Genomic DNA, 19,428 nt, shown 5'->3' with positions numbered 1-19,428 from the left:
CATGGACCGAGGGCTGAAGGCCGAGGGAAGTGGTGCACATGGGGGTGGTGGGAGACCGCATCGGGCCCGTGCGTCCCCGTGACCGATTCCTGCACGGCGAGTCGGTCGAGGGGAGCGTGAGGGGGCCGATCCTGCACTCGTGGCAGCGCAGCCAGCTGCTGGGGATCTCGCCCGACCAGTCCGAGCTTCCGTTCACGCCGGACTTCGACCCGGACGGCCGGCTCATCCGCGCCGCACGGCCCGTGCTCGACCGGCTGGAGTCGGTCTTCGCGGGCAGCCAGATGAACATCAGCCTCGCCGACGGGTACGGCACCGTACTCGAACGCCGTTTCGGCGAGAAGTCCATGGTCAAGCGCCTCTCCCCGATCCAGACCGTTCCGGGCTTCGTCTTCGCCGAGCAGTTCGCCGGGACGAACGGCATCGGTCTCACCCTCGCGGAACGGCGGCTCTGCCAGGTCTTCGGCGCCGAGCACTTCGCCGAGCGGTCCCAGTCGAGCGCCTGTACGGCGATCCCCCTGCGCGACCAGCTCAGCGGGCACATCGAGGGCGTCCTGTGCCTCGGCTATCCCTACACCGACGCGGACCCGGCCCTGGTCCCCGTGGTGCGCAAGGCGGCCGAGGCCATCGAGAGACGGCTGATGGAGCAGAGTTCGGCGCGCGAGCGCGGCCTGCTGCAGGCCTACCTCGACGCCGCGAGCCGGACCGGGGCGGACGACCACTCCGGGAACGGCCACGCGCTCGGCATGGCCGAGCTGCTCCAGAGCGAGCTGGAGCAGAGCGATCAGATGACGCTCAAGGAAAAGGCCACGGAGCTGATGTCCTCGGCCCAGTGGGCGGCGGCCGAGGTGCCCCTGTCCCGCGACCGGTGGGTCACCCTCGTGAGCCGTCCCGTGACGAGCCCCTCGGGGGTGGAGGGCATCGTCATCGAGGCCCTCCTCCCCGACGAGGACGAGCACCACGCCCCCGCCCCCACCGGCCCGCCTCCCGGTCCTCTTTCCCGCGCCGCGCCCCTTACGGCCACGAGGGCCGCCCGCACGCCCGGCACATCCGGCGGCGCACCCGGCACTTCCGGCGCACCCGCCACCGAGGACTCCTCCGGCGGCACGGTCCGGGGGCTGGTGCTGGTGGGCGAGCCCGAGGTGGGCAAGTACGCCGTCGCCGCGCGGCGCCGCCTGGAGCTGCTGGCCGAGGCCAGCAACCGCATCGGCACCACCCTGGACGTGGGCCGCACCGCGTGGGAACTCGCCGAGACAGCGGTGCCGCGGCTGGCCGACTTCGTCACCATCGACATGCCCGAGGGCGTCCTGCGCGGTGAGGAGTCCGCCCACCCCACCGCCGAGATGCACCGGACGGTGGTCCACGGGATCCGCGAGGACTGCCCCTTCTACCCGGTGGGCGAGCAGGTCACCCTCCGCCCGACCACGCCCCACATGCGCTGCCTGACCACCGGTCAGCCCGTGCTGGAACCCGATCTCAAGGCCGCCTTCGGCTGGATCGCCCAGGACCCCGAGCACGCCGAGCTGCTCCTCGCGCACAACATCCACTCGCTCATCACCGTCCCCCTCTACGCCCGCGGCGTCCTGCTGGGCATCGCGAGCTTCTACCGTTCGCAGGACCCGGCCCCCTTCGGGGACGACGACCGCTGGCTGGCCCAGGAGCTCGCCGCCCGCGCCGCCCTCTGCATCGACAACGCCCGCCGCTACACCCGCGAACACACCCTGGCCCTGGCCCTCCAGCGCAGCCTGCTCCCGCGCGGCACCCCCGACCAGGACGCCGTCGAGGTCGCCCACCGGTACCTGCCCGCCGAGCACGGAGTCGGCGGCGACTGGTTCGACGTCATCCCCCTCTCCGGCACCCGCGTCGCCCTCCTCGTCGGGGACGTCGTCGGCCACGGACTGCACGCCGCCGCCACCATGGGCCGGCTGCGCACCGCAGCCCGCAACTTCGCCGAACTGGAGCTCGCCCCCGACGAACTCCTCACCCACCTCGACAACCTGATGGTGCGCCTCGACCGGGAGGAGGGCGGAGACAATCCGGCCCTCGGCAGCGGCATCGTCGGCGCCACCGTCCTGTACGCCGTCTACGACCCCACCTTGCGGCGGTGCACCATGGCCCGCGCCGGCCACCCTCCGCCCGCGCTGGTCCACCCGGACGGCGCCGTGACCCTCCTCGACCTGCCCGCCGGACCCCCGCTCGGCCTCGGCGGGCTCCCCTTCGAGTCGGTGGAGATGCAGCTCCCCGAACACAGCCAGCTGGTCCTCTACACCGACGGACTCGTCGAAGACCGCCATCGCGACATCGATGTGGCCCTCGGCCAGCTCACCCGCGCGCTGGCCCACCCGGACCGCACCCCCGAGGAGACCTGCCAGGCGGTGCTCGACGCCGTCGCCCCCGAGCACCCCGGTGACGACATCGCCCTCCTGGTCGCCCGCACCCATGCCGTGCCCCCCGACCGGATCGCCTCCTGGGAGCTGCCCGCCGACCCGGCCCTGGTGGGCGACGTCCGCGCCGCCGCCGTGAGCCAGTTGAGCCGTTGGGGCCTGGACGAGTCGGCGTTCGCCACGGAACTGCTGCTCAGCGAGCTGGTCACGAACGCCGTCCGCTACGGCACCGCGCCCATCCGGGTGCGCCTCATCCACGACCGCACCCTGATCTGCGAGGTGCACGACGCGAGCAGCACCGCCCCGCGCATGCGCCACGCCGCCAGCACCGACGAGGGCGGCCGCGGCCTGTTCCTCGTCGCCCAGCTCTCCCAGGCCTGGGGTACCCGGTACACCACCGAGGGCAAGGTCATCTGGGCCGAGTGCGCCCTGACCGCGGCGTGACGGCCCCGCCCACGACGGCCCACGACGGCACGTCCCGGCGAGTTCAATGCTGTAGATATACGGGCAGATCGGCATAGAATCCCCATGCAGTCGGGAAGAACTCGGAGGCCGACCCCCGGAGAAGTCTGTGCATGACGCTCCCGACACCTCGATGAGCCCTCCTCCGCCCCTCGGTGGCGGACCCCTCGTCCGCATGCGCGGTCTCGGCAAGCGGTTCGGCGGCACGGTGGCGCTGGCCGGGGTCGACCTCGACATCCACCGGGGCAGCGTCCTCGCCCTCCTCGGTCCCAACGGCGCCGGGAAGTCCACCCTCATCAAGGTGCTCGCCGGGGTCCACCGCGCCGACGAGGGCGAGGTGACGGTGGCCGGCCACCCGCTCGGCTCGCACGCCGCGGCCCGCACCATGTCCTTCATCCACCAGGACCTCGGTCTCGTCGCGTGGATGACGGTGGCCGAGAACGTGGCCCTGGGCACCGGCTACCCGCGCCGGCGCGGACTGATCTCCTGGCGGCGCACCCGCGAGCGCTGCGACGAGGCCCTGCGGATCGTCGCCGGGCACCTGGACGCCGACGCCCGCATCGCCGACCTTGCCCCCGCCGAGCGCTCGCTGGTCGCCATCGCCCGCGCCCTGGCGACCGAGGCCGACCTCATCGTGCTCGACGAGCCGACCGCCACCCTCCCCGCCGCGGACTGCGCCCGGCTGTTCGACGTCCTGCACGCCCTGCGCGACCGGGGACACGGCATCCTCTACGTCAGCCACCGGCTCGACGAGGTGTACAAGGTCGCCGACACCTTCGCCGTCCTGCGCGACGGTCACGTGGTCGAACGCGGCTCCCTCGCCGGTTTCGGCCCCGCCCGGCTGGTGCGCGCCATCGTGGGCCACGAACCGGCCGCCCATGCGCCGGCCGCGCCCCGCGCCACCACCGGGCCGCCCCTCCTGCGCCTCGACCGCGTGCGGACCGCGTACGCCGGACCGGTCAGCCTGGACCTGCAGGCCGGCGAGATCCTCGGCATGGTGGGCCTGACCGGCGCCGGCCACATGGACCTGGGGCGCGCCCTCGCCGGCGCCCGGCCGATCCTCGGCGGGCGGGCGCTGCTCGACGGCCGGCCGTACCGCCCGCGCAGGGTCTCCGCCGCGCTCGCCTCCGGCGTCGGCTTCGTGGCGGGCAACCGTCAGGAGGAGGGCTGCGCCGCCGAACTGACCGTACGGGAGAACTTCCTGGCGAACCCCCGGGCGGCCGGTGTCCCGGCGCTGCGGTGGACCGGCCCCCGCCGCGAGCGCGCCGAGGCCACCGCCCTGATCGACCGCTTCTCGGTGCACCCGCGCGACAGCGAGGTGCCGATCGCCACCCTGTCCGGCGGCAACCAGCAGAAGGTCATGGTCGGCCGGTGGCTCCGCGGGAACCTGCGCCTGCTCGTCCTCGAAGAGCCGACCGCCAGTGTGGACGTCGGCGCCAAGGCCGTGATCCACCGGCTGCTCGACGACGCACTGTCCTCGGGCCTGGCGGTCCTGCTCATCTCCACCGATTTCGAGGAGGTCGCGGGCGTGTGCCACCGTGCGCTGGTCTTCGTCCGCGGGACCGTGAGCGCCGAACTGACCGGTGCGGCCCTCACCGTCACCGAACTCACCCGGACCGCGTCGGCCATGCCCCCGATCACCGGGACCGCGACGAGCCGATGACCCACTCCCCCTCGCGCCGATCCCTGCTGGGCCACCTCCGCGGGCACCTCGTCGGCAGCTATGGTCTCCTGGCCCTCGCCGTCCTGCTGTTCCTCGTCTTCTCCCTCACCCTGCCGGGCACCTTCCCCACCCGGGACAACGTGTCCTCGATCCTCTCCAACCAGTCCATCCCCGCCCTCCTGGCGCTCGGCGCGACGATCCCGATCGCCGCGGGCAAGTTCGATCTGTCCATCGGGTACGGTCTCGGCCTGGCGCACGTGCTGGTGATGCAGCTCATCGTCAACGAGGGCTGGCCCTGGCCCGCCGCCTGCCTCGTCGTGGTGCTCGGAGGGGCTGCGGTCGGCGCGCTCAACGGCGTCATCGTCGAGTTCGGGCAGATCGACTCCTTCATCGCCACGCTCGGCACCGGCAGCATCATGTACGCCTTCACCGGCTGGATCACCGACGGCGGCCGGATCGTCCCGGGGCCGAACGGCCTCCCCGCCGATTTCACCGGCCTCTACGACTCCCGGTTCCTCGGCCTGCCGCTGCCGGCCTTCTACGTGCTCGCCCTCACCGCCGGCCTCTGGGTGGTCCTGGAGCGGCTGCCGCTCGGCCGGTACCTGTACGTCATCGGCTCCAACCCGCGCGCCGCCGGCATCATCGGCATCCCCACCCACCGGTACTCCGTCTACGCCTTCACCGGATCGGGCCTGGTCGTCGGCTTCGCCGGGGTCCTCCTCGCCGCCCAGCAGCAGACGGGCAACCCGAGCGTCGGCCTGGAGTACCTGCTGCCCGCCTTCGTCGGCGCCCTGCTCGGTGCCACCACGATCAAGCCCGGCCGCGCCAACGTCCTCGGCACCGTCGTGGCCGTCGCCGTCCTCGCCATCGGCCTCGCCGGAATCGGCCAGCTCGGCGCCCAGTTCTGGGCCACGCCGCTGTTCAACGGCGCCACCCTGCTCATCGCCGTCGGCCTGGCCGGCTACTCCGCCCGCCGCAGGCTGCGCACCGACACCGCGGCGACCCGCCGGTCCCCCGCACAGCCTCCGGCCGCACCACCGCAGGACAGCCATCCGTAGCAGACCTCGTACGCGCACCCGCACCAGGAGCACCGTGCACCCGAACCGCAAGACCACCCTCACGGCCGCAGCACTGCTGACGGCGGCCTCGGCCCTCGTCGCCGGCTGCGGGAGCGGCCCGTCGACCGGCGCCGGGCCGTCGAAGGCCGGGTGCCCCGCCGTCCTCGCGAAGGCCGAGGCCGCCGTCCGGCAGGCCGAGAACACCGACGCCGCCTGGCACGGCCCCACCGGCGGCCCCCCGGCTGCCGCCGACAAGACCCTCGTCTACGTCGCGCAGACCATGACCAACCCCGGTGTCGCGGGCGTGGCGAAGGGCATCGAGGAGGCCGGGAAGGCCATGGGCTGGAAGGTCCGGGTGATCGACGGGGACGGCACCCCCGCCGGCATCCAGGCGGCGCTCAGCCAGGCCATCACCCTCAAGCCCTCGGGCATCGTCATCGGCGGCTTCGACCCCCAGCTGACCTCGCAGCAGATGGCCCGGGCCGAGGCCGCGCACATCCCGGTCATCGGCTGGCACGCCGTCGGCTCGCCCGGCCCGAGCCAGCACCCCAGGCTCTTCACCAACGTCACGACGAAGGTGGAGGACGTGGCGCGGATCAGCGCGGACTGGATCATCGCCGGGTCCCGCGGCGATGCAGGGGTCGTCCTCTTCACCGACGACTCGATCCCCTTCGCCAAGAACAAGTCCGACCTGATCCGGCAGGAGCTGGCCACCTGTTCCGGCGTACGGCTCCTGGCCCGCGAGAACATCCCCATCCCGGACGCCGCCAGCCGCACCCCCCAGGCGGTCTCCTCCCTCCTCTCCCGCTTCCAGGGCGACTGGACCCACTCCGTCGCCATCAACGACCTCTACTTCGCGGACGCGGCCCCGGCCCTGCGCGCGGCCGGCAAGCCGGGGTCCGGACCGCCCTTCAACATCGGCGCGGGCGACGGCGACCCGTCCGCCTTCCAGCGGATCAACAGCAGGCAGTTCCAGGCCGCCACCGTCCCCGAGCCGCTGTCCCTGCAGGGCTGGCAGATCGTCGACGAGTTCAACCGCGCCTTCGCCGGCCGGCCCGCCAGCGGCTACGTGGCCCCCGTACACATCGCGACGGCCGGCAACAGCGAGGGCGCCACGTCCTGGGATCCGTCCGGTTACCGCGAGGGGTACCGGAAAATCTGGGGCAGGTGACGCGCTCCCCCTGCCGCCGGCCGGCTACTGGTACGGGTCGAAGGGGATGCCCGCCGGTTTGGCCTCCGCGAGGTGGGAGGCGAAGGAGTCGTCCTTCAGGCCGAAGTGCGCGCTGCCGAAATCGGCCTGGCTGAGCTTGTCCCGCAGGGTCGCGGGGTAGCCCGACCATCCGACGAGCGCGGGGAACTGCCAGGTGCCGCGGTGGTTCTCGGGCGGCTCGTCGTTGGTGTTGGCCGCGCGGAAGCAGTGCGTGCCCACCCCGTCCTTGTGGTAGACGATCTTGGGGTGGGTGCCGTCCCAGCGGATCTGGTCGCGGGTGTGGATGTTGAAGTCGCCGTGGGCGGAGGTCGCGACGTACTTGGCCTCGTTGTTCTGGATCCACACCACCACGTGTTCCCAGTCGTGGCGGTGACCGCCGAGGGAGACACCGGCGAGGGCCTGGTCCTTCTCGAAGTACAGCGCGTAGACCACGGCACACCAGCCGTTGTTGCACTTCCAGCGGGAGTAGCCGTTGGTGTTCTGGAGGTCCGAGGCGTCCCGGCAGCTGCCGTTGAGGGCGCCGGTGGGTTTGAGTCCGCCGTTCAGTTCCCCGCTCGGGCCTATGGCGGGGGTCGGGTAACAGCCGTCGGTGTCGTAGTCGTAGGCGGGCTGGAAGGTCCGCTCGATCGCCTCGGCCTGGCCGGGCAGGGCCGGGGGCGGGGCGGCGAAGGCCACCTGGGGGATGCCGACGACCAGCGCGAGGGCTGCCCCGACGACCACGGTTGATCTCCGGATGTGACGGTTCGTCCGCAAAACGGGCTCCTGACCGGTCGGCTCGACGGGCGCGGGCGGATCGCGGCCGCCATCGGCCGACACGCCCGGAGCATCATTCGCGAACCGCGGTCGGCACGGCAAGGGTCCGAACAGCCCCTCTTTCCGGCCCTGCGCCGATCCGGACAGCCGCTCGCACCAAGCGATGTGAGTGGATGTCAGGAAATGGGAACAGGCCGGTCCGGTACGTCCCGGTGGAGGAGGGGGACCACGGGCCGGAGGGCAGGAGCTTGCCTACGCCGGTGGATACGGCCTGCCGGCGAAGTGCGGGGACAGGGAAGGGGTGTTCGCCGGACCGCCGGACCGCCGGTCCCGGCCGCGCCCGGGGAGGAGCCGGGTGCTCTTCGCGCGCGCACCGCGTGGCCGGAAATGCTCGCAGTCGACCGCGCGGGCCGGGCATGGCCCGGCCCGCGCGGTCGACTGCGAGGCGGCCCGCCTCGCCCCTGCCGGCGCAGGCGCTGTTCCGCCGGCTCCTACGCCGAGGAGGCCATCGGCCGGCTCAGGGGCTTCGGCGCCACCGCCGGCCTCCGGTGGGAACGGTCATCGCCCGACGATGTTCATCAGGACGATGGCGACGAGGTTCAGGAAGATGACGGCGACGACGACGCCGATCATCATCCAGGCCCTGCGTGATTCGTCCATGCGTACGAGTCACCTCCCGGCTCGCTCGGCCGCACCCCCGCACGGAGGGCCGGCCGGCCTCCAGCCATGATGACCCGGTTCCGGCCGGAGCACAGATCGGGCGCCCCGGCCCGGTCCCCGCCGGTCAGGCGACCCAGGTGCCGGTCATGCCGACGACCGCCGAGCCGTCCTGGTCCGCCAGCTTGTTGCCGGTGAAATCGCGGGCCCACTGCGAGGTCTGGATGCGGAACGCGGGCCGCTCGACGGTCAGCGCCTCCATCACGGACTCGGCCGCGCCGGCCGGGGTCTGGGCGCCGTCCAGGAACTGGCCGACCGTGCGCTCGACGTAGTGGCGCAGCGCGTCGGCGTACGGGCCGGCCGCGGCGATCCGGCCTTCGATGTCGAGCCCGATGTTGTTGACGAATTCCGTGGCCACGGCACCCGGCTCGATGACGGACACGCTCACGCCGACGGCGCCCGCGACGGGGGCGAGGCTCTCCATGTACCCCTCCACGGCGAACTTCGCGGCGCAGTAGGCCTCGTTGAAGGGCTGCCCGATGACGCCGCCGACGCTGGTGACCGTGATCAGGCGGCCACCGGTGGCCCTCAGGTGCGGCAGGGCGGCCTTGGAGACGTTCAGCACGCCGAAGAAGTTGACCTCCATGACCTCGCGGACGTCGGCGACGGTTTCGAGTTCGAGGGTGCCGACGTGTCCGGCTCCCGCGTTGTTCACGACCGCGTCCAGGCGGCCGTAGTCGGCGATCACGCCGTCCACGGCGGCGGCGACGGAGGCCTCGTCCACGACGTCGAGCCGGCGGATGTCGAGCTCGACGCCCGCCTCGGCGGCCGCCTTGCGCAGGGCGTCGGCCTTGCTGACGTCACGCAGCGTGGCGACGGTGCGCCAGCCGGCCCGGGCGGCGGCGACGGCGGCCGCCAGGCCGATACCGGAGGAGGTGCCGGTGATCAGGACGGTACGGAGGGAGGCCTCGGGGGTGGCAGGGCGGGTCGACATGGCGGTCACCTTTCACGGAACGTGATTTATGTGCGTGCACACACACCATAAAGTTATGTGCGTGCGCACGCAACCTCTAGACTGCCGACATGCCGAAGAAGCTCACCGAAGCCGAGATGCCGGCGGCCGACCACGCCTTCTACGGGCTGGTCTGGGCCGGCACCACGCTGACCGACCGCGTCGACCGGGCCCTCGTGAAGGCCCACGACCTGCCCGTGTCCTGGTTCGAGGTCATGCTGTGGCTGGCTTCCAGCCCCGAGCCCGTGCCCGCCTCCGTCCTCGGCAACAGCACGCTGCTCAGCCGCAGCCAGGTCTCCCGGGTCGTGGACGCCCTCCAGACCCGGGGCCTGGTCACCCGCACGCCCTCGGCGCGCGACGCCCGGTCGGTGGAGGTCTCCCTCACGGAGGCGGGACGCACGCTCTTCGCCGAGGCCGACGCCACCCGGCGCGAAGCCCTGGCCCCGGTCTTCACCGAGCTCCTCGACGAGCGGGACATCGAGGCGCTGGGGACCGTGTGGCGCAAGCTCAAGGCCGAGAAGGGCCGCCTTCAGGACTGAGGGTGGCGGCCGCCGCGAAGAGGCGGGCGCAGCGCCCGGTCATGGCCTCCGGGGACTGCTCCGGGTGCTTGACCCACCAGCGGACGAGGGTGGCGACCAGGTCCCGCCAGACGTACTTGAGCGCGTCGGCGTCCAGCGGGTCGGTGGATCCGGCCGCGCGCAGCAGGTCGGCGGTGCCGCCGGCGGCGAGCCCGTCGACGGCCGCCCAGTATTCCGAAGCCCGTCGGGCGGCCTCGCCGCCGGGCGGCAGCGTGGTGTCGTACAGCACGAACCACGCCTCCCGCCGCCCCTCCAGGGCGGCGAAGATCCCGTGCAGCACGCGCAGCGCCGTGTCCGGCGCGGTCCCGTCGGGGCCCATCGCCGTGCGGATCGCGTCCAGCAGCCGGTCACCGACGGGGACCAGGCAGGCGACGTACAGCTCCTCCTTGGTCCCGAAGTACTGGTGCAGCAGCGTCTTGGTGACGCCCACCCGCGCGGCGATCGCGGGGAGGGACGCGGCCGCGTAGCCGCGCGTTCCGAACTCCTCCGTCGCGGCCTCGAGCATCTGCCGACGGCGGTGCTCCCGCGGGACTCCTTTGGTGCCGGCCTTGGACGGAGGAGCTGAAGGGGTTGCCATGAGCAGATATTATCAGTAGGTAATTTACCGCTAGGTAAATTACCTCGACCCCTGGAGTGCCCCCATGACCGGCACCACCGCGCAGCCGACGTCCCGTACCCGCTCCTGGTGGGGGTGGGGGTGGGCCGACTCCCATCCCGACGACGCCGAATGCGCCGCGATGGGCGCCCTCCTCCCCGGCACCCTGGCCCGCCCGCTCCCCGTTCCCCGGGTCGGCGACCTGGACATCGGGGCCCCCGCCGTGGAGCCCCCGGGCAGCCTCGCCCACCTGGTCAGCGCCGATCCCGCGGACCGCGCCGCCCACGCCATGGGCAAGGCGTACCGCGACGTGATGCGCGCCCTGCGCGGGCGGCCCGGCCGCATCCCCGACCTCGTCGCCCGCCCACTGGACGACCGGAACGTGGCCGACCTGCTCGACTGGGCCGGTGAGCGGCGGATCGCCGTCGTCCCGTACGGCGGGGGCTCCTCGGTCACCGGGGGCGTGGAGTACCGCGGCGACGCCCACCGGGCGGTGCTGTCCCTGGACCTGAGCGCCATGGACCGCGTCCTGGAGGTGGACACCGAGGGCCGGTCCGCCCGCATCCAGGCCGGCACCCTCGGGCCGAGCCTGGAGGACCAGCTCCGGCCGCACGGCCTCACCCTGCGGCACTTCCCGCAGAGCTTCGAGTTCTCCACCCTCGGCGGCTGGCTCGCCACCCGCGCCGGCGGCCACTACGCCACCGGCCGCACGCACATCGACGACTTCGTGCAGGCGCTGCGCGTCGTCACCCCGGCCGGCACCAGCGACTCGTGGCGGCTGCCCGCCTCCGGGGCCGGCCCCTCCCCCGACCGCCTGTTCCTGGGTTCCGAGGGGGCCCTCGGCATCATCACCGAGGCATGGGTCCGGGTGCAGGAGCGTCCCCGCCACAAGGCGTCCGCCTCGGTCGCCTTCGCCGACTTCCACGACGCGCTCCGGGCGGTGCGGGCGCTCGCGCAGTCCGACCTCTCCCCCGCCAACTGCCGTCTGCTGGACGCCGGTGAGGCCGCACTGTCGGGCGCGGCACGGGACGGCTGCGCCGTGCTGGTGCTGGGGTTCGAGTCGGCGGACGAACCGGTGACCGCCCGGCTCGAACGGGCCGTCGCCCTGGCCCGCTCGCACGGCGGCCGGCACGAGGCGGCGAACGGGGGCGGTGACCCGGCCGCCGGTGCCTCCGGTGACGCGGCCGTGAGCGCCTGGCGTTCGGCCTTCCTGCGGATGCCCTACCTGCGCGACGGCCTGGCCAGGATGGGCGCCGTGGCGGAGACCTTCGAAACGGCCGCCACGTGGGACCGGATCCCCGGCCTGATCGAGGCGGTGCGCACCGAGGTCGGCGCGGCGGCGCTCAAGGCCACCGGACACCCCGCCACCGTCAACTGCCGTCTGACGCACGTGTATCCGGACGGCGCGGCCCCGTACTTCACCGTCCTCGCCGCCGGCCGGGCCGGCGACGAGGTTGCGCTGTGGGACGACCTCAAGGCCGTGGCGGGCGAGGTCCTGCACCGCCACCGGGCCACCATCACCCACCACCACGCCGTCGGCCGGGACCACCGGCCGGACTACGACCGCCAGCGCCCCGAGCCCTTCGCCCTCGCCCTGCGGGCGGCGAAGGGGGCGCTCGACCCGCGGGGCATCCTCAACCCCGGCGTGCTCGTGGACTGACCGGTCCGGAGGGCGGCGGGTGGTGCCGGGTCCGCCGGGGGGCGGATCCGGGCCCCACCCGGGCCGGTGGTCGGCCGGACGCGGTCGACCGGACGGGGTCGGTTCAGACGCGGTCGGCGGCGATCAGCACGTACTGGAAGGAGCCGTCCTTGTAGGACTCGATGAACGCCTCCTCGATGCCGGTGACCAGCGAGGACGTGGCCCGCAGCTCCCAGTAGGGCAGCGTCTCGGGGGTCAGGTCGATGACGGCCTGCGGTACGAGACGGTTGTCGGCCATGGCGCGCAGGTACTCGCGGCGGGAGTGGATGTTGCACTCGAAGTGCATGTTGATCTGGGACACCCACTTCGAGGGCTGGCCGTACCGTGGGTTCCAGCAGCCGGTGATGGTCACGTAGCGGCCGCCGACCTCCAGGACCCGGGAGTGCTCGGCGAAGAGGTCGTGCAGGTCGACGTACATGCTCGACTCGTTGTTCCACGAGGCCGCGGCCTGCCCGGTCTCGAAGGGCGTGCTGAGCATGTTGCAGACGCGGGCGCGGACGTGGTCGTCGATACCGAGCTCGCGGGCGCGCTGGTTGGCGAAGTCGGCCTGCTTGGCCGACAGCGTGACGCCCTCGACCTTGCATCCGAAGCGCTGGTGGGCCATGACCATCGAGCCGCCGCGGCCGCAGCCGGCGTCCACGAGGGTGTCCTCGCGCCCGATGGGGCCGAGGTGGTTCAGGAGGACCTCGGCCTGCGCCGACTCCAGCCGGTGGAGTTCGGCGACCAGCTTCTTCTCGTACTCGCTGTCGCGGGCGTCGCCGAGGGCGGCGTGGTCGACGTCGCCGATGCCGTAGTGGTGGTGGTAAAGGCCGTCGACGTCGCCGAGGCGCAGGTTGACGGGCCGGGCCTCGTTGTTCCAGTAACGGGCGATGTCCCCCTGGTAGGGCGTCGCCGGGGAGGGGATGATCACGGCCGGGTCGGCAGAAGTGGCGGCGGCGGTGGTGAAATCGGTGCTGGTCACGAATAAATCCATCCTTACCAGAAGTCGGGCAGGCTGTAGCGATAGGTGTTGGTCTGGTGCCAGTAGTGGTTGCCGTCGACCCACACGGCCACGCCTCTCAGGAAGCGCAGCACGCTCGGGACGGGGCAGGCGGCCGCCAGGGCGGCGGATTCGGCTTCGAACTCGTGCATGAGGTCGTTGTGGACCCCGACCGCCTTCAGGTAGGCCTCCTGCTCGGACATGTCCTCGCGTTCGGCGATCACCACGGGCAGGTTCAGGTGCCGGCCGGGGCTGGCTTGTTCCTTGGTGTAGGAGTAGAGGTCGTTGACGATCGTGGTGGCGTTGCCCGCGAGTGCGATGACCCGCTGCATGGCGGCCGGAGCATGGAGGTCCGCGGGCAGTTCGTAGCCGCCGACGGAGTCGGTGATGGTCGGGCAGGGGCGGAAGTTGTTGAACTGGCGCATCGCCAGGTACTCCCACACCTCGGGGACGTGGTCCGTCTGCGCCCAGGCCGCCTCGGCGAGGTACCCCATGTGCAGACGGGCCATGTCGTGCCGGAACCGGTCGGCCTGGGAGGGGCTGGCCATCTGCAGGAAGTACTCCATGGCGGAGCGGTAGGCGCGCCGGGGCGCGTCCGAGTGGAGCGACTGCGCCCACTCCGGCTGGTACTCCTTCGTCGTGTGGAGGGGGTCGAGGGCGGTGTGCGCCATCAGGAGGCGTCCGCCGAGGCCGATGGGCGAACCGCCGTGGTCCTCGCAGTAGCAGTCGTCGACGGCGTTCTCGGCGACCATCAGGCGGGTGGCCAGCATCAGGTGCTCGACGGTGGGGGCGTCCGGATGGCAGGCCACCATGTAACGCCCGACGGAGAAGCCGTCGAACTCGCCCTCCCAGTCGTCGGGGTACAGGTCGACCTCGTCCACCGCCCAGTCCTTGATCCTGCGGCTGACCTCCGCCACCCGCGCGGGATCGGGCTCCTGGATCGGGTGGTGGTAGAGGCCGGGGATCGGACGGCCCGGTACCGGCTCCTCGGGGGCCGGAGCCGCCGGCGCCGCCGGCGGCACCTCGGCCCGGGCGGCCAGGTGCAGGCTCGCCGTGCCCAGCCCGCTGGGTCCGCGCAGGATCCGCTCCAGGGCGGGGCCGGCCTGCCGCACGGCGGCAGCGGGCGCGTCCCCGGACACGGGTACGCCGACGGGCCCCGCCGAGGGCACTGCCGCGGGCACTCCTACGGGTGCTTCCGCGGGCACGGTGGACAGGGCGTCGGCGGCCTCGATACCGGAGGCCAGGGCGCCGGCGAAGACGTGGGCCCCGAAACGGGCCGCAGCGGCAGGCAGGCTCGACTGCAGGGGGGAAGGCCCGGGCTCGGGCATCCGTGGCTCCTTGCTGGGGTGGGTGGGCTGTCCCGGATCCCGGGCATGCGCGGCCGGCCTGGGACGGTGCGGGCCGGGCCGTCGTGCCCGTCGGGCGGGCCGACGACGGGTGTCCGCCGACGGGTGTCCGGTGGATCAGGACCGGAGGGCACAGGTCGGCAGGTGGCGGAGGGCCCGGGCCCGGCCGCGGACCACCGGCTGTCCCCGGTCGGGTCGGCGCTAGTCGCGCCTGCGGGCGATCTGCACGTTTTCCAGCACGCCGAGCGCGTCGGGCACCAGGATCGCGGCGGAGTAGTAGGCCGTGACCAGGTAGGAGATGATCGACTTCTCGTCGATGCCCATGAAACGCACCGACAGGCCGGGCTCGTACTCCTCCGGCAGGCCGGTCTGGCGCAGGCCGATGACGCCCTGGTTGTCCTCGCCGGTTCGCATGACGAGGACGGAGCTGGTGTTCTCCTTGCTGATGGGGATCTTGTTGCACGGCAGGATCGGGACCCCGCGCCAGGCCGGGACCTGCTGTCCGCCCACGTCGACGTGGTCCGGGTAGAGGCCGCGGGAGTTGAACTCGCGCCCGATCGCCGCGATCGCCCTGGGGTGGGCCAGGAAGAACTTGGAGCCACGGCGGCGGCAGAGCAGCTCGTCGAGGTCGTCCGGGGTGGGCGGGCCGGAGTGGGTCTGGATCCGCTGCTTGAAGGCGGCGTTGTGGAGCAGGCCGAACTCCCGGTTGTTGATCAGCTCGTGCTCCTGGCGCTCGCGCAGCGCCTCGATGGTGAGCCTGAGCTGCTCCTCGGTCTGGTTGTGCGGCCCGTTGTAGAGGTCGGCCACCCTGGTGTGGATCCGCAGGACGGTCTGCGCGATGGAGAGCTCGTACTCGCGGGGCTTGAGCTCGTAGTCGACGAAGGCACCGGGCAGTTCGGCCTCGCCCGTGTGGCCGGCCGACATGGCGATCTCGGCCTCGCCGTGCTTGTTCTGCCGCTGGTGCGGAAGCGAGCTGAACCGCTGGACGTGGGCCTGGAGGCTCGGAGCCGCGGACAGCACGGCGGCGAACTCGGCGCGGGACAGGGTGAGCAGGGTGCCGGGCGTCTCGGCGGTGGCGGTGTAGTCCCAGGCGGCGTCGGCGTCCAGCAGGGCGTTCTCGCCGAACTGCTCGCCGTCGGCGAGAACGGCGACGGCGACCGCGTCACCGTACTTCCCGACGGAGGTCTGGCTGATCCGGCCGTGGGCGATCAGGTGGATCTGGTCGGCGGGGGTCCCGCGCTCGACCAGCACCTCACCGGCCCGGAAGTCGCGCTGGACGCACCGGCCGGCGAGCGCGGCCAGCACCTCCTCGTCCTCGAAACCGCGCAGCAGGGCGAGTTCGCCGAGCTCGCGGGGGATCACCCGGACGTCGCCGCCGTCCTGGATGAACTCGATGCGCCCGTCGCCGACGGTGTAGCTGAGCCGGCGGTTCACCCGGTAGGTGCCGCCCTTGGTCTCCACCCAGGGGAGCATGCGCAGCAGCCACCGGGAGGTGATCTCCTGCATCTGCGGGGCGGACTTGGTCGTGCTGGCAAGGTTGCGGGCGGCGGCGGTACTCAGGCTGGACTGCTGGGTGGGTTCCAGCTGCGTTTCCGGGCTCGTGTCAACAGTCATCGGTCGAGCTCTCCTTCGTAAGGGCGGTGATCGGCATGTGTGCACGTCACCGGTGAAAGAGGGAAAAAGAGGGTGAATATTCAGGAATCCGTCCAGATCCCGGGGAACACTAACGGCGGGTACGGCCGACGGGCCCTGACACGCCGTCCTCATTACCTCGATGCAGTGATCTTGAGCCGCAGTACGTTTGCCCAGGCGACCGGTGGTATTCGGCCTGATCCAGACCGCCGTCGCGCCGAGGCCGACGACCCTCCCGCGCATGACGTGGGCCCCCGGGCGCGGTCCGCGTCCCACCGGAGGCGAATCCGGCCAACGTGCCGCCGGGCCACATGGCGAGGCCCGCCGCGCCCGTGGGGGCGCGGCGGGCCTTCACGCCGTCGGCTACTTTCCGCTCTCGCGCCCGTCCACGTACGTGGCCACCACCTCGATGTCGCCGATGCGCGGGACGTCGACGCGCCGCGGGTCGTCGCCGAGCACGACCAGGTCGGCGCGCTTGCCCGGGGTGAGGCTGCCCGCGCTGTCCTCCCAATGGCAGGCGTAGGCGCCGGCGACGGTGTAGGCGTGCAGGGCCTCGTCCACGGTGATGCCCTCGTCCGGGCCGATCAGCCGGCCGGATGCGGAGGCGCGCTCGACCATGAACTGGATGGCCCGCAGCGGGGACCCGTCCGTCACCGGCCGGTCGGAGCTGCCGACCAGGGTGATGCCGTGGTCGAGGAACCCCCTGCCCCGGTACAGCCAGGGCGCCCGCTCCGCGCCCATGATCGTCGCGTAGTCGTCGCCGAAGGAGTGCAGGAAGCCGGGCTGGACGACGGCGCTGACGCCCAGTCGCGCGATGCGCGGGAGCTGGTCGGGGCGGATCAGGCCGGCGTGCTCGATGCGGTGCCGGGCGCCCGGGCGGGGATGCAGCCGCTGGGCCCGTTCCAGGGCGTCCAGGGCCACGTCGGCCGCGCGGTCGCCGATGGCGTGCACGGCGAGCTGCCAGCCGGCGAGGTGGCCGTCCACGATCGACTGCGCGAGCACCTCGGGGTCGTCCTGCAACTGGCCGCCGTGGTCCAGCCCTTCGTACGGGGCGCTGAGGGCGGCGGTACGGGCCATCATGCCGCCGTCGGTGAAGATCTTCAGGGCGCCCACGGAGAGCCAGTCGTCGCCGAAGCCGGTGCGCAGGCCGAGGTCGAGGGCCTTGGGAATGCCGTCGGCCTCGTGCGCGCCGACCGGCCGCAGCCGGTCGGCGGAGACCATCAGCTGGACCCTCAGCGGCAGCAGGCCCTTCTCCCGGGCGAGTTGGTAGGCGCCCAGCTCGACCGGGGTGTGGCCGAAGAGGGCCCCGCCGATGCCCGCCTCGGCGCAGGCGGTGATGCCCTCGGCCAGGCAGGTGCGGGCGGCCCGCCCGATGGACTCGGCCACCTCCTCCTGGGAGTACGGCAGTCGCAGCGCGCGGGCGGCGCCCATCGCACCCTCGGCGAGGAAGCCGTTCTCGTGCGGGACGTCCGCGGCGAGCAGTTCGAGGACGGCGGTGTTGACGACGCAGCCGTGTCCGGAGTCGTGCAGCAGGTACAGCTTGTGCCCCTGGCTGACCGTGTCCAGTTCGGCGGCCGTCAGGTGGCGCCCCAGCGCCCGCTGGTCGTAGCCGACGATGCTCACCCAGGATCCTGGCGAGTTCTTCCGGGCGACGGCTTCGGCCACGACGGCGAGCGCTTCGTCGATCCGCGTGCAGCCCGCGATGCTCGGGGTGTTCTGCGTGAAGCCGGTCCAGGGCAGGTGCACGTGCGCGTCGATGAACCCCGGGAGCACGGTGGCCCCCTGAAGGTCGATCACCTCGCGCGCAGGCAGGGAGGCCACGGCTTCGTCCAGCCCGACGATCCGGCCGTGCCAGATGCCCAGTTCGCGGGCGACCGGACGGTCCGGGTCCATGGTGAGGAAGCGGGCGTTGATGAGCTTGGTGCACAGCATGGGCGGTGTCGTTCCCCTGTGGTGTCGTCCGGAGCGGGTCAGGCGTCCATCGACTGCGCGAGGGAACGGGGGCGCAGGTCGGTCCAGTTGGCCTCGATGAAGTCCAGGCACGCCCCCCGGGTGTTCTCGTCGAAGACGGTCGTCCACCCGCCGGGCACCTCGGCGAAGGCCGGCCACAGCGAGTGCTGGCCCTCGTGGTTCACCAGCACGAGGAAGCGGCCTTCGGGGTCGTCGAAGGGGTTGGTGCTCACGGTCGGTACCTCCCGGGAACGTCATGATTAGGTTAGGCTCGCCTAATTCGGAAGAGCTTAGTCTTTCCCCTTGCCGCTCACAAGGAGATCAGCATGCGCCTGACCGATCCCGTCTCCGGCCGCGGGGCCGGTACGGACCACTCCTTCGCCGCGTACGGACTGCCGGGCGAACCCGGTACCGAGGCATTCTGGGCGGCCGTCGGCGCACCCGCGTCCGTCCGTGCCGACGACGGGAGTTGGGTGACCCTGTTCCTGTGGCGCGGCGCTCCGGCGAGCATCGGGTTCGAGAGCTGGTCGGAACCGGTGCCCCTGCGCCGGTGGGCCGGCTCGGACTGCTGGTACGCCGAGGTCCCGATGCCCGCGCGGCTGCGCGTGACCTACTGGTTCCTCCTCGACGGCTCGGCGCACGCCGACCCGTTCAACCCGGCCGGTGCGGGCGGTGACCGGTCCATCGCCGCGACCCCCGACGCTCCCGCCCAGCCGCACTGGCCCCTCGTCGACCCCGGCGGTGACGACGTACTGCCCCTCCCGCGCACCCGGGTCCGCTGGGCCGGCGATCGGCTCGGCGGCCGGCGCACCGTACGGGTCCACGCGGCGGGCGGTGGCGGTCCGGTGGTCCTGCTGCTCGACGGGGACGACTGGCTGTACCTGCACCCGGCCGTGACCGCCTTCGACTCGGCCGTCGCCAGTGGCGAGATGCCCCCCGTGACCCTCGTCTTCCTGCCGGTCCGGGACCGGGAGGCCGAGTTCGGGTGCAGGCCCGAGCTGTGGGAGGGGGTCCGGGACGAACTGCTGCCGCTGGTGGCGGAGACCGGCCTGCCCGCGGACCCGGACCGGCTGGTGGTCGCCGGACAGAGCCTCGGCGGGCTGAGCGCGCTGTACGCGGCGCTGGAGTTCCCGGAGATGGTGTCCCGGGTCACCTGTCAGTCGCCGTCGTTCTGGTGGACGCCCGGTGCCCCGGACCGGGCGGACCCCCTGGGCGGCCCGGTCGGCGGGGCCCTCGCCGCACGCCTGCGGGAGAGCCCCGACCTGTCCGGTCTGCGGATCGCCTTCGACGTGGGGGAACACGAAGGGCGGATGCTGCCCCACTGCGAGCTGGTCGAGACCCTGACCGAACGGGCCGGTGCGACCGTGCGGGTGTCCCGCTCGGCCTCCGGCCACGACCGGGCGGGCTGGCGCCACGCCCTGCTCAGGGATGTCGCCTGGGCCGTTCGCTAGGC

At 72.7% G+C, this 19,428-nt stretch carries 15 protein-coding genes; 7 read left to right on the top strand and 8 right to left on the bottom strand.

What is annotated here, in order from left to right; translation table 11 throughout:
- The first annotated feature begins 38 nt into the window (after nucleotides 1–38).
- The 4 genes from OG472_RS39180 (at nucleotide 39) to OG472_RS39165 (ending at nucleotide 6,735) form a co-directional block, all read left to right on the top strand.
- Nucleotides 39–2,825, top strand: a complete 2,787-nt coding sequence (locus OG472_RS39180) for a SpoIIE family protein phosphatase (protein ID WP_405942784.1) — start codon at nucleotides 39–41, stop codon at nucleotides 2,823–2,825.
- Nucleotides 2,826–2,952: 127 nt separating this feature from the next.
- Nucleotides 2,953–4,506 carry a sugar ABC transporter ATP-binding protein gene (locus OG472_RS39175; RefSeq protein WP_401610522.1) on the top strand — a complete coding sequence of 518 codons (1,554 nt, stop codon included), beginning with the start codon at nucleotides 2,953–2,955 and terminating at the stop codon, nucleotides 4,504–4,506.
- Nucleotides 4,503–5,564, top strand: a complete 1,062-nt coding sequence (locus OG472_RS39170; RefSeq protein ID WP_405833890.1) for an ABC transporter permease — start codon at nucleotides 4,503–4,505, stop codon at nucleotides 5,562–5,564. Before OG472_RS39175 ends, OG472_RS39170 begins: the two co-directional genes overlap by 4 nt.
- A gap of 34 nt (nucleotides 5,565–5,598) precedes the next feature.
- On the top strand, nucleotides 5,599–6,735 hold the full coding sequence (locus OG472_RS39165; RefSeq protein WP_405942783.1) for a substrate-binding domain-containing protein: 1,137 nt from the start codon (nucleotides 5,599–5,601) through the stop codon (nucleotides 6,733–6,735).
- Between the two features lie 24 nt (nucleotides 6,736–6,759).
- Here OG472_RS39165 and OG472_RS39160 read toward each other — a convergent pair whose 3' ends face one another.
- Together OG472_RS39160 and OG472_RS39155 are read right to left on the bottom strand one after the other, a co-directional pair.
- Nucleotides 6,760–7,494, bottom strand: coding sequence for an NPP1 family protein (locus OG472_RS39160; protein ID WP_401610519.1), 735 nt, complete (start codon nucleotides 7,492–7,494; stop codon nucleotides 6,760–6,762).
- An 817-nt stretch (nucleotides 7,495–8,311) separates the two neighbouring features.
- Nucleotides 8,312–9,178 (bottom strand): SDR family NAD(P)-dependent oxidoreductase, encoded by an 867-nt coding sequence (locus OG472_RS39155; protein ID WP_405942782.1) that lies wholly within the window; start codon nucleotides 9,176–9,178, stop codon nucleotides 8,312–8,314.
- 89 nt (nucleotides 9,179–9,267) lie between these two features.
- Here OG472_RS39155 and OG472_RS39150 point away from each other — a divergent pair, with 89 nt between their 5' ends.
- Nucleotides 9,268–9,735 carry a MarR family transcriptional regulator gene (locus OG472_RS39150; protein WP_362242837.1) on the top strand — a complete coding sequence of 156 codons (468 nt, stop codon included), beginning with the start codon at nucleotides 9,268–9,270 and terminating at the stop codon, nucleotides 9,733–9,735.
- On the opposite strand, the gene OG472_RS39145 is transcribed toward OG472_RS39150, so the two are convergent.
- Entirely contained in the window at nucleotides 9,704–10,351 is a 648-nt protein-coding gene (locus OG472_RS39145) for a TetR/AcrR family transcriptional regulator (protein ID WP_401610515.1), read from the bottom strand. The genes OG472_RS39150 and OG472_RS39145 overlap by 32 nt on opposite strands.
- 64 nt (nucleotides 10,352–10,415) lie before the next feature.
- On the opposite strand from OG472_RS39145, the gene OG472_RS39140 reads away from it, so the two are divergent.
- Nucleotides 10,416–12,029: an FAD-binding oxidoreductase gene (locus OG472_RS39140; protein WP_405942781.1), complete on the top strand. Its 1,614-nt coding sequence runs from the start codon at nucleotides 10,416–10,418 to the stop codon at nucleotides 12,027–12,029.
- A gap of 103 nt (nucleotides 12,030–12,132) precedes the next feature.
- Here OG472_RS39140 and OG472_RS39135 read toward each other — a convergent pair whose 3' ends face one another.
- The 5 genes from OG472_RS39135 to OG472_RS39115 form a co-directional block, all read right to left on the bottom strand.
- On the bottom strand, nucleotides 12,133–13,041 hold the full coding sequence (locus OG472_RS39135; protein ID WP_401610513.1) for a geranyl diphosphate 2-C-methyltransferase: 909 nt from the start codon (nucleotides 13,039–13,041) through the stop codon (nucleotides 12,133–12,135).
- A 2-nt stretch (nucleotides 13,042–13,043) separates the two neighbouring features.
- Entirely contained in the window at nucleotides 13,044–14,375 is a 1,332-nt protein-coding gene (locus OG472_RS39130) for a family 2 encapsulin nanocompartment cargo protein terpene cyclase (RefSeq protein ID WP_405942780.1), read from the bottom strand.
- Between the two features lie 219 nt (nucleotides 14,376–14,594).
- The gene (locus tag OG472_RS39125) at nucleotides 14,595–16,007 is read right to left on the bottom strand and encodes a family 2B encapsulin nanocompartment shell protein (protein WP_383577773.1); all 1,413 of its coding nucleotides are present in this window, start codon (nucleotides 16,005–16,007) and stop codon (nucleotides 14,595–14,597) included.
- A 381-nt stretch (nucleotides 16,008–16,388) separates the two neighbouring features.
- Nucleotides 16,389–17,957, bottom strand: coding sequence for an amidohydrolase (locus tag OG472_RS39120; RefSeq protein ID WP_401610509.1), 1,569 nt, complete (start codon nucleotides 17,955–17,957; stop codon nucleotides 16,389–16,391).
- 38 nt (nucleotides 17,958–17,995) lie between these two features.
- Nucleotides 17,996–18,208: an MbtH family protein gene (locus OG472_RS39115; RefSeq protein WP_383577775.1), complete on the bottom strand. Its 213-nt coding sequence runs from the start codon at nucleotides 18,206–18,208 to the stop codon at nucleotides 17,996–17,998.
- A 93-nt stretch (nucleotides 18,209–18,301) separates the two neighbouring features.
- Here OG472_RS39115 and OG472_RS39110 point away from each other — a divergent pair, with 93 nt between their 5' ends.
- Complete coding sequence (locus OG472_RS39110; protein ID WP_405833876.1) at nucleotides 18,302–19,426, top strand: alpha/beta hydrolase-fold protein; 1,125 nt, start codon at nucleotides 18,302–18,304, stop codon at nucleotides 19,424–19,426.
- Nucleotides 19,427–19,428 lie beyond the last annotated feature (2 nt).

Source organism: Streptomyces sp. NBC_00207, from assembly GCF_045160965.1.
Lineage (GTDB): Bacteria > Actinomycetota > Actinomycetes > Streptomycetales > Streptomycetaceae > Streptomyces.
The sequence above is the reverse complement of the archived record's forward strand: the minus strand, read 5'-3'. Positions and strand labels throughout refer to the sequence as shown.